Source organism: Neptunitalea lumnitzerae (assembly GCF_027924185.1).
Lineage (GTDB): Bacteria > Bacteroidota > Bacteroidia > Flavobacteriales > Flavobacteriaceae > Neptunitalea > Neptunitalea lumnitzerae.
In genome coordinates, this window is the sequence record NZ_BRVO01000001.1 from 237,698 (window position 1) to 253,530 (window position 15,833).

Annotated in this window: 17 protein-coding genes; 13 read left to right on the forward strand and 4 right to left on the reverse strand. The window is 33.1% G+C overall.

Annotated features, from left to right (window positions below; translation table 11 throughout):
- Positions 1-22 precede the first annotated feature (22 nt).
- The 3 genes from Y10_RS01020 (at position 23) to Y10_RS01030 (ending at position 2,844) form a co-directional block, all read left to right on the forward strand.
- On the forward strand, positions 23-1,030 hold the full coding sequence (locus Y10_RS01020) for a TQO small subunit DoxD (protein WP_281763498.1): 1,008 nt from the start codon (positions 23-25) through the stop codon (positions 1,028-1,030).
- Positions 1,031-1,114: 84 nt separating this feature from the next.
- Entirely contained in the window at positions 1,115-1,723 is a 609-nt protein-coding gene (locus Y10_RS01025) for a hypothetical protein (protein WP_281763499.1), read from the forward strand.
- Between the two features lie 305 nt (positions 1,724-2,028).
- Entirely contained in the window at positions 2,029-2,844 is an 816-nt protein-coding gene (locus tag Y10_RS01030) for a helix-turn-helix domain-containing protein (RefSeq protein ID WP_281763500.1), read from the forward strand.
- A 295-nt stretch (positions 2,845-3,139) separates the two neighbouring features.
- Here the strand turns inward: Y10_RS01030 and Y10_RS01035 are convergent, their stop codons facing one another.
- From Y10_RS01035 to Y10_RS01045, 3 genes are all read right to left on the reverse strand, one after another.
- Positions 3,140-3,601, reverse strand: a complete 462-nt coding sequence (locus tag Y10_RS01035; protein ID WP_281763501.1) for a hypothetical protein — start codon at positions 3,599-3,601, stop codon at positions 3,140-3,142.
- 108 nt (positions 3,602-3,709) lie between these two features.
- A complete protein-coding gene (locus Y10_RS01040; RefSeq protein WP_281763502.1) occupies positions 3,710-4,225 on the reverse strand; it encodes a hypothetical protein in 516 nt (171 codons plus the stop codon).
- 69 nt (positions 4,226-4,294) lie between these two features.
- Positions 4,295-5,425: a lactonase family protein gene (locus tag Y10_RS01045; RefSeq protein WP_281763503.1), complete on the reverse strand. Its 1,131-nt coding sequence runs from the start codon at positions 5,423-5,425 to the stop codon at positions 4,295-4,297.
- Positions 5,426-6,049: 624 nt separating this feature from the next.
- Between Y10_RS01045 and Y10_RS01050 the strand changes: the two genes are divergently transcribed.
- The 5 genes from Y10_RS01050 to Y10_RS01070 all read left to right on the forward strand — a co-directional run bounded on the left by Y10_RS01050 (position 6,050) and on the right by Y10_RS01070 (position 9,508).
- Positions 6,050-6,268, forward strand: a complete 219-nt coding sequence (locus Y10_RS01050) for a hypothetical protein (RefSeq protein WP_281763504.1) — start codon at positions 6,050-6,052, stop codon at positions 6,266-6,268.
- A 126-nt stretch (positions 6,269-6,394) separates the two neighbouring features.
- On the forward strand, positions 6,395-7,993 hold the full coding sequence (locus Y10_RS01055) for a hypothetical protein (protein WP_281763505.1): 1,599 nt from the start codon (positions 6,395-6,397) through the stop codon (positions 7,991-7,993).
- Between the two features lie 69 nt (positions 7,994-8,062).
- Entirely contained in the window at positions 8,063-8,347 is a 285-nt protein-coding gene (locus tag Y10_RS01060) for a hypothetical protein (protein ID WP_281763506.1), read from the forward strand.
- Positions 8,344-8,814 (forward strand): OsmC family protein, encoded by a 471-nt coding sequence (locus Y10_RS01065; protein WP_281763507.1) that lies wholly within the window; start codon positions 8,344-8,346, stop codon positions 8,812-8,814. The genes Y10_RS01060 and Y10_RS01065 overlap by 4 nt, the downstream gene beginning before the upstream one ends.
- Positions 8,815-8,839: 25 nt before the next feature.
- A complete protein-coding gene (locus Y10_RS01070; RefSeq protein WP_281763508.1) occupies positions 8,840-9,508 on the forward strand; it encodes a hypothetical protein in 669 nt (222 codons plus the stop codon).
- An 18-nt stretch (positions 9,509-9,526) separates the two neighbouring features.
- On the opposite strand, the gene Y10_RS01075 is transcribed toward Y10_RS01070, so the two are convergent.
- Positions 9,527-10,072, reverse strand: coding sequence for a YcxB family protein (locus tag Y10_RS01075; protein WP_281763509.1), 546 nt, complete (start codon positions 10,070-10,072; stop codon positions 9,527-9,529).
- Between the two features lie 368 nt (positions 10,073-10,440).
- Here Y10_RS01075 and Y10_RS01080 point away from each other — a divergent pair, with 368 nt between their 5' ends.
- The 5 genes from Y10_RS01080 to Y10_RS01100 all read left to right on the forward strand — a co-directional run bounded on the left by Y10_RS01080 (position 10,441) and on the right by Y10_RS01100 (position 15,715).
- On the forward strand, positions 10,441-12,531 hold the full coding sequence (locus Y10_RS01080) for a DUF7477 domain-containing protein (protein WP_281763510.1): 2,091 nt from the start codon (positions 10,441-10,443) through the stop codon (positions 12,529-12,531).
- A 5-nt stretch (positions 12,532-12,536) separates the two neighbouring features.
- Entirely contained in the window at positions 12,537-12,989 is a 453-nt protein-coding gene (locus Y10_RS01085; protein ID WP_281763511.1) for a hypothetical protein, read from the forward strand.
- Positions 12,990-13,170: 181 nt separating this feature from the next.
- Positions 13,171-13,917, forward strand: a complete 747-nt coding sequence (locus Y10_RS01090) for a hypothetical protein (RefSeq protein ID WP_281763512.1) — start codon at positions 13,171-13,173, stop codon at positions 13,915-13,917.
- Positions 13,918-13,987: 70 nt separating this feature from the next.
- On the forward strand, positions 13,988-14,722 hold the full coding sequence (locus tag Y10_RS01095; protein WP_281763513.1) for a DUF4412 domain-containing protein: 735 nt from the start codon (positions 13,988-13,990) through the stop codon (positions 14,720-14,722).
- 159 nt (positions 14,723-14,881) lie between these two features.
- On the forward strand, positions 14,882-15,715 hold the full coding sequence (locus tag Y10_RS01100; protein ID WP_281763514.1) for a helix-turn-helix domain-containing protein: 834 nt from the start codon (positions 14,882-14,884) through the stop codon (positions 15,713-15,715).
- Positions 15,716-15,833: the final 118 nt, after the last annotated feature.

Sequence of the window (15,833 nt, forward strand, 5' to 3'; positions counted from 1 at the left end):
TTTAACTGTAATATATTTAATTATGAAACATACGGTAACCCCGGCAACCACTAATGCCGGACTATTTACATTGGCATTACGCTTGGTAACAGGCTATACTTATTTTTCTGCGTTATGGCGCAGAATAGTTTTAACCGATAAACTTAACCCTGAAGGTGCCAAATATATTGGCGAAAAATTCAATCATTTTTTACCCAATGCATTGGGCATAAAACCTATTATAGAATATTTAGTTACACACCCGGAAGCCCTCTGGTGGAATATGCTTTTATTTACCCTAATAGAAGGCATTGTAGGTTTATGCATAATGCTTGGTTTATTTACCAGACTTATGAGTATTGGGGTTAGTTTACTTGCCTTAGGTATTTTACTAGGTTCTGGTTGGCTAGGCACCACTTGTTTAGATGAGTGGCAAATAGGTATTTTAGGCATTGCCTCAGGGTTCACCCTTTGGTTTACGGGTAGTGGCCCTTACTCTATAGATTACTATTTTCTGAAAAAGCACTATAAATTTAGCACCACCAAATGGTTTAGCCTTTTAGGGTCGGGCACTTTACCTATAGGTCGTACAAAACCTTTTGTTTTGGCAGGTAGTATGCTTATTCTATTTGTTACTCTATTTACCAACCAATATTTTCATGGAGGGGTATGGGGTACCTTACACAACAAATCGGTAAAACCAAAATTAGAACTCAGTAATGGGCACATAAGCAATACACATCTATCTTTTGAAATATACCGTACCGAAGGTGCAGATGTATATGGCGCATTTGTCATTGGCATTACCATATCAGACATCAATGGAAATACCTTGAAACATTTTAATGGTGATAACTTAGCAGAGCTAGAGCCCTCAGAAATAAACAATAAGTACATTACCAAAATAAAACCAGGCAAACATAGTTTAGTAGTACCTCTGGGGGCTAAAGGAACTCTCTCCTTACCTACAGAAGACATTGCACCAACAGATGCTTATACAGTAAAGGTTACCGATATAAGTGGCCTAGAATGGATGCTTACTCTGCAATAGTTAAGTAAAATTTAAAGGGGTAATGATTATAGAGTAAAGATATATTTTCTTACTTTTAACTTAAAATCATTACCCTTTATCGCTATGGTTGATTTTTGGCTATATAGAAGAAGCATTCTATTAATTCCTTTGTTAGGGATTCTATTTTATAGCTTTGCTAGTATTAAATATGACAAATCAAGTAACTCCCCCATTATTTGGGTTGTGAGCCTATTTGGATTCATCTTATTGTGGTTATTATATGCCCGCATGTATCGTTTGGCTAATAACCTAAAAAATGGTAATTGGTATAAATTAAATCCACCACAGGACATCTGGAAAAGAAAAACTCTTAAAGTGGTTTTACCTGTTGTCTATTTAGCCATTTCTTTCTGTGCAATAAGGTTAGGCTCTGAAACCGATATCTGGATTTTTGGGTACTTTATACTTATTTATATTCTAGATAGTTTCTACCCTTTGTTTGACTATAGAGTATTGCTAACCCATAAAGGTATATTTTATGATAAAAGCTTACGTAGAACAAGCTTTATGAAATATCACGAAATAGAAAAACTAGTACTTATGAAAACAAATATTGCACTGATAAGTTTTGAGGGCGAAATTATTATTGAACTAGAGACAGAACAAGAATTTCAAGATCTGATTGAATTTTTACAGGATAAAGTGCCACAAATGGAAGTTATTGCAGAATAATTGCTTTCAAATTTTCTGTCTTAATCATAAAAAGAAATTATTATAATATATTTAAAAAAAGAAGTCACTAATCAAGTAAAATTAAATTTAGTTTACTGAATACAGACTAAAACATAAAAATACCGACCAAAAGCACAACTAAGGTATATTTTTATTAATTTGCCCGAATTATAAGTTTTTAAAGAGATTTTCTTTATAACATTTTGTTATATGCCCCCATGAAAATGATGACTGTTATTTAAAATCGTACGATTTTAAAAATGAGATTTTTAGAAGCCATAGTATTATAACAAAAACAATCACCCTTGTATCCGTTATCAATAACCACCTATAAGCCTACTGAAATATCACATGTTGTAGAGCGCATGTGGATAGCAGAAACCAACAGAAGTGACTTTAACTTACTCATGTTGTCTACACATTTTATAAATGTATTATTCCCGTTAGATGCTAATGGTATTACCATTGATGGTAATACCTACCATAAACCCATAATTAAAGGTACCGTACTAAAACCTTTTATTATGAAAATACCTGCCCATAGCAAAGTATTTGCTATACGTTTATACGCCTACGGGTTATACCCCTTTAGAGATGCTTTTAACATGGTAAATGGCAAAGCTGTTGCTTCTGAAACTTTAGAAAACTTTTTTGAAGAGCACAAAAGCATCTTTTTTTCACAAGAAGCAAAAGATATTGAATCGTTAATTACAACAACCTTACAAGACTGCTATGTACCCGAACTAGAGAAAAAAATTGCCTTGTTTAAAAACTACTACTTACAACTTTTAGAAGAACCTTGCTGCACTGATCTTATTAGTTGTTTTTGCCGTGACAACGATGTAAATTACATAAACCTCAACCGAATTTGCAATAAGGTAATAGGTATTACTCCTAAAAAACTAGAACGACTAATTAAATACCGAAAAGCGGTAGATTTCATGTTAAAAACTGACATGAATTTTACAGATATTGCTTTAAATGCCGGTTACTTTGACCAACCACATTTTGTAAAAGAATTTAAGCATTTTACAAATTCTACGCCTTCAGAGTTTATTAAATTCTTAAAAGAGGAGCAAGTTTATACCACAAAAGAAGTTACGGATTTTTCAACTTTTTAGCTGATTGTTAAAAATTTACAAGTTTTTTATACACTTTCACTTTACTTTTACAACAGGGAAAAATTGAGGATCAAATAGATCCTTGGGGTGTTTAAAGTTAATTCGGGTATGGTTTCATACCCGGATAGCTTTTAAAATTTAAGAGGTAATCTCTTTCTTTCAATTTAAAACAAGTATAATTATTAATTTATTATAGGTTTTTATATTAGTAGATTTAGCGGTCTACAAATGATTGTTGTATGATTACTCTTGCTAACAACGGTTCTTAGCCGTTATACTAGCAAGAGTAATTTATTTAATAATTATAATAAATATCTGGTTTCCCTCTAGAATCTCTATATGAAGTTTTTTCTGTGTATACCTCAATAGCCGTTTCTTTAGGTAATAATTCCGGTATTTCCACCAACGCAAAATGATCGGCATTAAAAGTAACTCGTAACGTCTCTGTAACTATATCCTTTTTAGCAAATCTTATACTAAAAGTCCCCTGTTCATCTACAAACAAATCACTAGCAATCATAAACTTACCAGAAAAAACCTGCACCATTACTGATTCATTAACAACCCTCCAGCCTAAAATTCCTTTTGCAAATACGGCTCCACGTATGGTAATGCTGTCACTTAATGCTTCTGACTGTTCTAGTTTCCAAGTACCAGATCTTTTTTTCTGGGCATTTCCAATAGTTGCTGTAAACATGGTTACCAAGAGCATAACCACTATAGAGATTTTTTTATACGTAAAAGTGTTATTTTTCATAGCTTTTTTATTTAGTATTTACCTAAGGTAATAAAATCACCTATACGAGACCATAATACTTAAACCATTTAACACCCTAAATAACATACGGATTAATAAACAGGTAAGTTACTGTTTATCTGTAGGGATGTTAACTGCGCCACAACCATCAACTTTCCACTTACCATCAACTTGTACCATTTTTACTTTAATAGTATAACTAGGGTTACTTACCCGTTGTAAGGTTACATAATCTTGGTCATCATTACTTACCACTTGAAAACCCTTTTCTGGAATCTCCTCTGAATTAATAACAGGGTCAAATGTTGAGTTTGTATCAGCAAGCGTTTTATTAAAAGCGTTTATAAAATTCTCTGTTACACTTTTGGTTGCTATCCAATTTTTTAAATCAACATCAGATTTATCTTCTTTTAAAAATGCTATATATTTATTTACAAACCTAGCAGCTTTAGCTTCTTGAACGTTATCAAACAGTCTTAAACTTTTAACTTCCTCAAAATTATCTTTATCAACAGTCTCTATTCCTATTTTGGTCCTTTTATTCACCTCTTCTTTCTTCGGTGTTTGTTCACACGCTGTTAATGTAGCTATAGACAAAACTGCTATTGAAATGTATTTTTTCATATTCATTTTAAATTTGCTTAAAGGTAAAAATATTAAACTATTCTAAAGTAATCCCAGGGTTCAATAGTACTATTCTGCTACGCTATAGGTACGCATTTGTAAACAAGAAGGATTGGTAGGAATATTGATCACAGTTCCTGTAGGTGTGAGTTCTCCAGTTTCTAAGTTTCGCTTAAAAACAATAATGTTTTTACTTTTTAAGTTGGCTACCAACAAAAAGTTACCAGTTGGGTCTATGGTAAAATTCCTAGGTCTATCTCCCAAAGTAGAAGAATGCCCTACCAAATTCAATTTTCCCGTTTCATCTATGGCAAAAATTGCAAGGGTATTTTCTTCTTCCTTTCGGTTAGACACATATAAAAACTTACCATCTGGAGATACATGCAAATCTGCTGTGGCATACCCCTGAAGTTCTTTAGAATATGCAAATATTTGTTGAATAGGCATTAAAACACCATTAGCATACTTGAATGCTGTTACGCTACCGCTTAGCTCATTAGCCAAATAAGCATAAGCACTATTGGGGTGAAACGTAAGATGCCTAGGTCCACTTCCCTTCATGGCTTCATACGTTAATTTAGAGATAGCTTTCAAAGGGCTTTTTTTACGGGTAGTAAACTTAAAAGCATGTATTTTATCCATTCCCAAATCGGGCACAAATAGATACTTATTATCTGGTGAAAAAACTGCTGAATGCGCATGGGAAACTTCTGTACTATCTATTAAAGTATTAAAATCAAAATGTTGACTATAGGCGTTTAAACCACCATCTGCATTGGTTTTGTATATGGCAGCTGTACCGCCGGTATAGGTAGCAGTAGCAACATAGGTACCATCTAACGATGTAGACACATAAGCCGGGTTATCTCCGTGGGTAGGTTGTTTATTTATAAATTGTAAAGTCCCACTACTACTGTCAAAAACAAAAGCACTAATGTTTCCATTATCCTTTAATTTACTTTCGGTACATGCGTACAAATATTTTCCGTTGGGTGACAGCGCTATATAAGAAGGGTTCACAACATTTTGCACAGCACTCATCTTTTCAACTTCTCCCGTTTGCACATCAAAACTATAAACATACAAACCACTATTGGGTTTACCATCTGTATAACTTCCTATAAACAAAAAAGTTTTACTAGTTTGACCATGCAGTACTACACAACTAAAAATGGTCAAAAACAAAAATATTTTTTTCATAAGTAGTAGTTATTCTTTTAAAAGTATCTAATGTAAAAGTACACATAACCACTAATTAAAAAAGCCCTTAAAACTAAGAGCTTTTTGTAATCAAGAACAAATATTAAAAAGTATGATACTTTTTAAAAATCGTATAATTATGTTTAGTGCATAAAAAATTATGCTAGTTAGTTTTCATTTTTCTTTACAAGTGTAAATATAACACTTTTATAACAAATAACGAAAACTAGCAAAATCTTACAATCTAGAACTAACTAAGTTATACCCTTAAAACACCTTTATATTAAAACAGCTAAACCAAGCTTTAGAGCTGTCACAACTAGAACTGAAAAGAATTATAGAGCTATATAAAAAAACCCTTTTTTACTTAAAAAGGGTTTTAATCTTAAAATTTACATACTCAAATAGGGGAAAAGTCCTTACCTAAACTAACCAATAATAAGTTATTAGCTAAATTTTTTGGATTAATATCTTAATTTAGCGTTGAAATACTTACTACCAATGAAAAACAGGCAACCAACAAACTATAGACACTGGGCTTTTAGGCTTTTTATATATGTTATTTTATTAAACATTCTATTAGTTTATATTGAGGCTACATCTACTCATCTTGTTTTCAACACAATGGAAGAACCCACAACTTATTCTAATACTGAAACAGTAGCTATGGTAGCTGGGCTATTGGCTAACTTACTTTTTTTAGCAGGCATCGTATTTACCACTATAATGTGGGTAAAAAAAGAACCCAAAGATTACAAATGGTACACTGCTACCATTGGCTATCCAATTTTTACAATGACATTTATGGGGTTAACCTTTTACTCCTTCTTCGCTATTGACTAAGTAAAACCCACCAACCCGCTTATGGAAATAGCTTCTTTTATAGAACTATCCTAAATTAGCATTTTAAATATGTTAATTATCTGCTTTTAAGATAGTACCCTATATTTTTTAGCTAATTTTAGGGTAATGAAACTATTTTCATTTCATAAAAAAAACACTCCCTCAAATTTTACCGAAGAAACAAACCTGCCCTGGCAGCATAAACCTGCATTATTTTTGCACATCAAAAATAATCTTGACGAGGGAGGCATAGTAACTTCGGAGGGGGATACTTTACCCGACGATGATCCAAACCGCAACAATGGTTTAAAATGGGTTTCCGGCGGGCATGATAGTGTATTGTCTTTTCATACCAATATAGACTACCCTGCAGATACACCTGAAAAGGTAGCCAACCTTATTGCAACAATTGCTAGCACAAACAGCCTAAACAAAAAAATTGAGCTCTATACCATTTTAATGACCGACAATGTATTGGCTTACATTGAGAAGGTAATGGAGAAAATGGCAGAATTAGAAATTCAAATTTCACCATACTTAGACAAATATGCCCGATGGTTAGCTTTTCAAGCTCCGCATAGGGGTGCAGTAAAACTTGGCATAGCCCTCTTGGGTATTATTGGCGATGCCCATGACAAAAATGGAATTCTAATTTTAGGAAAGCACGAAGAGTTTACCCTATTTGTGTCGGTGGCTATATTGTACATGTCTGATAACCCCGAGAACGATTTATGGAACATGGCTAAATATGTAAGCGGATGGGGGAAAATTCATATTGTACAAAGGTTAGCAGAAACCGCTAATCCGAACATTAAAAAATGGCTTATAAGAGAAGGTTATAAAAATGATATTTTATATGAATACCTTACCTACACTTGTGCGAAAGCAGGAAATTTATATCAAGAACTTTCAGCTAAAAATATTGATGACAAACTATTTAGAGGTGCTGGCGATATTATTACTACTTTATTAAACGACAACAGCCCAGTAGAAGATATTTATAGCTATGATGAAGGTGCAGAAGTAGTACAGTTGTTTATTGCCCATATGGAACAAAGACCCTCCTACGGTGTAGTAGATTTTATTATTTTACATAGAATTAAAGCCTTTTTAGAAAGTAATAAAGAAGATTGGGAGGCTTTGCAACAAATGGGATGGACAGATGACCACAAAGCTAACTTATTAATAGACATCCACACCCTACTTACTCATATTCCATGGGATACTATTATTCAGGAACAATCTGAACTACCATCTAATCATTTTTGGCAAATTAAAAAAGCCGGAGAAATGTTGGCTATTGATACTTTTAAAGGGTATCTAAAAAATCTTAAAGCTGCCGGTATAGACCCTAGGCTATGGCATATGACTACCGATTATGCCAACCAGACCACAATAGACACACTAATTACCATTGCAACAGAAAAATTTACACCTGAAAGAATAACAAATAATAAAAACCCAAACGAAGAATTTCCACTATATAATGCATTCGATTTTTTCTTGAACACTTTGGAAGGCTATCCTGGAAAAGGGTTAAACCTAATAAAACTAGCACTTAAAAGTCCGGATAGAAGAAACCGTATCACCGCAACCAAAGTATTAAACGCTTGGGGAAAAGCCTATCATACTTTTAAAGTTAGATACATGATTAGGTTAGCGTTAAGAAAAGAGAAAGAAAAAGACATTAAAGGACACCTAGCAGATCTCTTAAAAAAGTACTAAATATAGGCTCTAACAGATTTTACAATCTCTTAATTAAGTATATTTATGGTTTATTTAAAATACTACCCCATGCAATATACCCTAGTTGAACATTTTTTGTCGGAAGAAGGCAAAAATTATTTACCACAATGGATAAAAGAAATTAAAGTAGCCCTAAATGACTTTGACGGATTTCAAAAACTAGAATTACTCGAAGACGTTACCGACAATGAACGAACCCTATTTTTACTACAATTTGAAACTCTAGATAATTTACAAAAATGGGCCACCAGTGAAACGCATAATTGGTTTTTAAAGAAACTGCACCCCCATATGCTACAAAAACAACATTCACAACTTTTAAGATCTAAATGAAATCTCACCAGTATAAAATTACTGTAGAATGGACAGGAAATACAGGAGAAGGAACTAGCAACTATCGCAGTTACACCCGAGACCATTCTATTTTAGCAAAAGGAAAATACAAGGCTATTTCAGCGTCTTCTGATCCTGCTTTTTTAGGAGATGCTACTAAATACAATCCAGAAGATCTATTCTTATCATCGTTAAGCGCCTGCCACATGCTGTGGTATTTACATTTATGTACCGTTAATAATATTGTGGTAACTTCATATACAGATGATGCTACAGGCACCATGAAAGAAGAAAAAAACGGAAGTGGCCAATTTACCAGTGTTACTTTATACCCTAAGGTAACCATCACCAACGCTTCTCAAATAGCACTTGCCAATAGTTTACACAAGAAAGCAAATAAAATGTGTTTTATTGCAAATTCTTGTAACTTTACCATACACCACCAACCAGAAACCATAGCAACCTAAATAAACAAAACTTAATCAACAACCTATGCATTTAACCCGCTTATTTTTACTATTGTGCTTCTTTACACTATCGCTTACCACTAAAGCACAAAAATCTTTTGAAGGAATTATTACTCATAAAATAACCTATAACTTTAAAGACAACAAAGAATACTCTGAGTATTACCAAACCATGTTGTCTGACACCATTACCTTTTACATTGGTAAAAAGAAGCAGATGTATGTTTTTAATGCCAGTGCCTCTAGCCCCACTTCAAAAAACGTATTACTAATTAAAAAAGGACTTGATTATACATACACAGCTGGGAATGATACCATTTTTACCGCAAACGCAAACGAGAACAAAGATGTACTAATGTCATTCAAAAAAAACCAAAAGCCTAAGAAAACAATTATGGGGTTAGAGTGTGAATCTATAACTATGAGAGTAAAAGGTACAGAAGGAGGGTATACCGTAACTAGTTATTACAATCCAAAGTATTACCTAAATCCAAAACCCTACAAAAATATTGAACAATCTTTTTATAATCAATTCATTGAAGAGGCCAAATCTATAACACTATCTACAATTATTGAATATGAAAGCGGACTTACCGTTACCTTTGAAGCAATTAGCGTTAACCCACAAAATATAGCAGACAGTACATTTGAACTTCCAAAAGATAAAGTATATGCAGAGGGGAAAAAACAGTAGTGCTATCGTATAAGGTGTTTATTTAAAACCGCCCCATTTCCATTGTTTTTCGTCTACATAAGTTAGCCCGTAACTTTTAAATTCAGTTATAAACTCTTCTGAATTTGAAACAGCTTCTTTTGGCACCATTACCGCATTATTATTATCCATTTGCAAAAAGAAATGGGTTGGCACCTCTATTATGGTAGTAAACTTTTTCATTTTAATGCTACTCTGCCCTGCTTCTTCAATAATGTTTACAAACTTTTTAGAAATATCCAGTGTAGTTTCTTGCCCAAGAGCATCTTCATACTTCTTTTTAATATTTTTAAGGTACATATTTTTATAACTATATGCATTATACATAGGTTGCAACCACCACCAAGCAATAGCAAAAATTACAAATACCAAACCATATAACCACTTGTGTGTAGCCACCACAATAAAAACACCTAGCCCAACATACAAAATAGGTATTAACCAACGGCTACGTAAACGCCTTTTTCTATGGCTTTCAGACTTAGAAGTCAGGTACAATCTATACATCAAAAGGTCTTCTGCAGATACAGTATAAGTAACAGTCATATAAAATAAAAACTTTATGCCGTGCAAAGTTAAACATCTTTATCAAAACCAGTTTATTTATTCACTTATACCTACCTCTTAGCAAAAAAAATGCTCATTTTCAATAGGTAAAAACCTAGTTGCTTTTTTCCAATACCTTTCTCAGTAACAAAAAAAGAATAAACCACTCTAAAACAAACACTTACAACTACGTTAAATTTAAGAAAAATCTTCACTAACCCAATAAAAACAAGTGTATTACTAATAAAATTGAAATTCAATTGATTTTTTTATTAAATTGTAAATCAGATACATAAATAAACACTTTTACTCCCCCAAAATGTACTTTTAATAACTAAAAACAAACCTAACACTTAAAAGCTTTTACAATGAAAAAATTAATTTTTGTTTTAGTAGCATTACTATGCTACAAGACAGGAATTTCTCAAACATTCTACGAGACTTCCTGGAATGGTTCTGACGGCACCACGTATACAGGCTTATTAATTTATTATGATGATAATGATGCCTTAATGCGCATTAAGTATAATAAAAACGGTAGTTATAAAGTTGCTGAGTATAGATGTAAAGGCAAGTACTTTGACAAAAACGGATTAGAAGGGTATTTGCTAGACGGCCAGAATGCTAAAATTGTGTATGGTGATAAAAATAACTCTACCTATTACTCTGACAATTTTATTTTTGTAAAAAGAGGCGATACCTATGGTAATCCGGTTTTAATAGATGAGGTAGGTTTAACCTCTAGTAATCCTAAAAGTAAAACACATGATGTAACGTATTGGAAAACCATTCCTACCAGTACTTTTACTACTGACTACGTTCACAATTTTTTTGAAAAAGACGAAGATTTATACAATGAACTTTTAGCTTACAACAGTGCTGAGCCAACCACTACTACCACTACCACAACCACAACAGCAGGTTTACAAGAAGGCACCATACCTTATGGAGAATATGTACTAACAAATATTAGTACGGGGCCCGAAAAATGGGCTTTTATAATGAGTGAAGGTAGCGGATTCACTTCGCAGAAATGGCAAAAAATAGATGATTTCCCAAAAGACTTTATAAGAGAACAATGGGATGATGGATATTACATAACCAATCTTGGGCATAAGGACGGTAACTGGGTTGCTGTGATGAGCAAAGGCTCGGGGTATACACATCAATATTGGAAAAAATCGGATACGTTTCCTAAAGAATGGATTTCAGAAAAATGGGATGAAGATCACTCCATTACCAGTGTTTCCTATGGACATGGAGAATGGGCTCTGGTAATGTCTAAAGGAACAGGATACGGATATCAATCTTGGAAAACAAGCAAGGAATTTCCACAAGAATGGATTAAAGAACATTGGGATGATAGCTATTATATTACTTCTGTCTCTTATGGTAACGACTTGTGGGCTGTAGTAATGACCAAAGACTGTGGTATATATCAACAATCTTGGAAAACCAATTATGACTACCCTAAAGATTGGATACGTGAAAAATGGGATGACACCTATTATATAAACGCCATTGCAAAATCATCCGATTTGTGGGCAGCTGTAATGTCTAAAGGAACAGGATATACTAGACAATCATGGAATAGTGGTAAAAACTTTCCAAAAGATTGGATTAACGAAAAGTCGGGCGGATATAGCAATACTACTACCACTACACCAACTACTACAACCCCTACCACCACTACACCTGTAGTAAACACAGGAAATGCTAAAATTCATTTGATTACCGTATCTAATACTATGAGTAATATTGGTCCAAGTTGCCAAGTAGATGAAAACAACATGGTTCGTGAATTTGAAAATATTAGTGAAGCATTAAATATACCATTAAACAAAGTGGTATTAAATAATAAAGACGTTTCTAGAACTGCTTTGTCAAATGCCTTAAGAAATTTAAATCCAGGAAGTAACGATATAGTAGTATTTGCCTATTCGGGTCATGGCTACCGTTGGAGCAACCAAACCTCTAAGTATCCTAATTTGGATTTAAGATACTCAGACTACATGGAAATTTCTAATGCTAATAATTATAATTTAGAAGATGTTTACAACGAAATTACCTCTAAAGGTGCCCGTTTAAATATTGTTATTGGAGATTGTTGTAATAGCGATATTGGTGTAACCAGCCGTGGTGGGAACCCATCGTTAGCATCTCGCAGTTTTACGCAAGGTCAGGTTGAAAAGCTTGCAGAATTATTTATTCAAAAAAGAGGAAATATTATAGCCGCTGCTGCAAGACCTTACGAAACCTCTTGCGGTAGTAATGCAGACGGAGGCTACTTTATTAGCAGCTTTATTGCTTCTTTACACAAAGAAACCAGCAGTATTGCAGATGATGAACCACAATGGAGCCAAGTATTTGATTTAGCCATTGAAAGTGCTAATTATAAAACTCAAAACCTTAATGGTTGTGATACTCAAAACGGAATGTACACTTCAACTGTAAACTAATGGCTATGAAAAAAATACTATTTATATTTTTAATACTAAGTATAGGTCTTATGGGATGCGAAGAACTAAATACCATAAAAAGAAAAATTAACAGAGCTCATAATGTTTCTGTATATGCCGTGGCTATATCACCTACAGCACCAGAGGCACAAGACTCCTTGAAACAATATATTTTAGACTTTGAAATAACAGACACACTACCCGTAAATGACACTGACCTAGCAGCCTTAAAAAAAGCATTTGTAAACGAGGATAATTATGACTCATTACATATAAAACGTTGCCCTTTTATAGGAAGTTATGCTGTAACTTTTGACGATAAAGTAACGGCTATTTTAAGTAAATCTAGCTGTGCTAAGATAAAAGCAAAAATTACGAAAAAAGATACATTATATGCATTTGACCTTTCTAGCGATAATGACATTTATAAAGTTTTAGATAGTTTACAACCAAAATAACAAGAACAAGAAGCATCTTAAATGCTACCTTAAGATAAGAAAACAGCATTTTATTTTGATTATAAATAAGCAAGCGTACGGAATACCGTAAACAATTTATAAGGTATTTCTATATATTTACTATCAGATTAATTATTGTAAAAAAATCGAATAACTGATACTAATTTTAAAGTTTAAAAATTTGCCAACACCTTATTTTTTAAATTTAGTTTCAACGCTCAACTTAGGGCTGTTATCTTCCCCCGCAGATTTAGAAAAAACATGTAAATCGTTAGCGGTACTGGAAGCTATTATCTGTCCGGAATGGAAAAATCGTTATTGTACTTTTGAAATTATAAACAACGAATCTTTATTTCACCTACAAAATGAGCAAGGTGATCATATGTGTATTTGGTTTACTAGGCATGGTGTTCTTATTAATGGTTTTGCTATGGAAAGTACTATGAATGGTTGGAGAAATAAAAACACCCAAGACAAATATTCTGTTTTTAAATTGTTCAAAATGGGGAGTAGCTTTTTTGAACTAAAAAAGCACTATCCCATGTGGAAAGGTCTAACCGATAACATACCAGAAGAACTACATAATTACATATATAAAGAGCCTATAAAAAGCCTAGGGACTACTTTTTGCATATGGCAAGCAAACCACCAAAATTCTTGGCAAACTGGTAACATAGAATTACCCAATGATGACATAGGAGACGGTTCTGAAGAGCTTCTATTCTTAGTAGATGGTAATGCAGATACCTACTATATTTGGGCAACAGAATACTATGATTTTCAAGATTTACAATTAGATTGTGTAGCCCTTATTTATCAACACGAACCCATCTCCAAAGAATTACTTTATCAAATCAATTCTGAATACGTATCGGTAGACTTGCTTAAAAAAGAGCTAGACGCAATAGAATATCCGCATAACCTCTAACGCTACCTTAACCTTTTCATCGTACTTTTTTTACTATTTTTGCGTTTTATACAAAACCCCACAAGTGCATATGAAACGTATAGTAGGTATTTATATAATAGTTTTTTTGAGTAGCATAACAACAATGCTGGCTCAAAACTTTGAAGGTTCTTTAAGTTATTCCGTAGATTTTGAGTTAACACCAAAAATGAAAGAAAAAGGAATGACCAAAGAAATAGTAATGGAAATAATGTCTAAAGACGGTGGATTCTCCAAAGTTATCAACTACTGGTACAAAAAAGATAACTACTTATTAGAAGTACCCAATACGGGATCTAAAAGCATTTACATTGGAGAAAAGAATACACTATATAGTTTTACTAAAGAGAACCCTAATACCATTATAGCAACTGATGTTACCATAAACCTTGACAATCAAATGTATGGTAATAAACCAACGGTTTCTGTAGAAGATACTGATGAGGTAATTTTAGGCAAAAAATGTAAGCGTGTTACTATTAGCTGGAGTAACGGTACTACGGAATATTATTTTAGCCCTGGGTTTCTACCAATGGACGCAAAACTGTACAAAGACTTTAACCATAACATGTGGAATGCTTATCTTGAAAAAAGCAATGCACTACCGCTACGAATAGTAAAAAAAGGAAGTAATGACTACCTTACCTTTATTATGAATCTACAAAACATTGATGAAACCAGAGTAAGTAAAAAAGAGTTTGATTTACCTGAAATGGTTATAGATGAATTGAACTCCGATTTTATGCCTGCTAACCAAAAAGCATATACCAAAATAAGTAAAAAATAGTACCTTCATACTATAGTAAACACATTGGGCTACCTAAAGAAGTTTACTATTAACAACTAATTAAAGCTCCTTTAAATCAATGATTTAAAGGAGCTTTTGTTTTATAGGTATATTTTTATACTTTTAAAATCTAATCTAACTATACTATTGGTTAGCCCTATGCAAACAGTTACCTTACCACACCCAAATACACTAATTGCGGTAGAGCCTTTAGACTACCCCAACACATATGACATACATACACCTCACCGACATAACTACTTTGAGTTAATGCTTATAGAAACAAAAGGAGGACATCAATTTATAGATTTTACCAAACACCCATTACAAGCTCAACAAGTATTTATTATCTACCCAGGGCAAGTGCACCTATTAGCAAGGGAAAATGCTCATGGCATTGTTTTACAATTTAAAAAAGAAATATTCGATTTTTTATTTCCTTTAAAGCATCATCAATTTTATAAAGAAACACCCCTTCTCAAAGTTTCTCCCAATTGCTTTAAACACTTATGTGATTTAAGCCATACTATTGGACATTTTCTAAAAGAAGAAAATCCGTCTGCTTTAGCCAAAGAAAAAGTTTATAGCTATTTAAAAATAATTCTAATAACCATAATTGAGCAGCAGGGAAATAAGAGCATTAGCCTTGAACAACAAAACTTTGCTTCTACCTTTCTATCGTTATTAGAGCAACATATTTTCACCAAGCGAAAAGTAACAGACTATACAAAGCTAATGGGTTTAAGCAATGATAAATGCACCTTACTCTGCAAACAAACTTTTGGTAAAACACCCCTAAAACTAATTCATGAAGAACTACTAATGCAGATTAGGCGTTTGCTACTATTAAACCAATACACGCTAAAAGAAATAGCCTTTGAACTTAACTTTGACAGCCAGGCACATTTTAGCAGTTTTATAAAACAAGTTACGGGTAAAACAGCCTCCGACCTGCAAACAGAGATGCTAAACATCTATCAAACAACCTCATAACCAACTACTTTTAGCCATCTAACCTCCATAATACTGTTCAGAAAATCTATAAGTTTTTTCATATTTTTTATAACCCACAAACATAAAAGCTATAGTAGGTTTGTATACAACTCAAAAC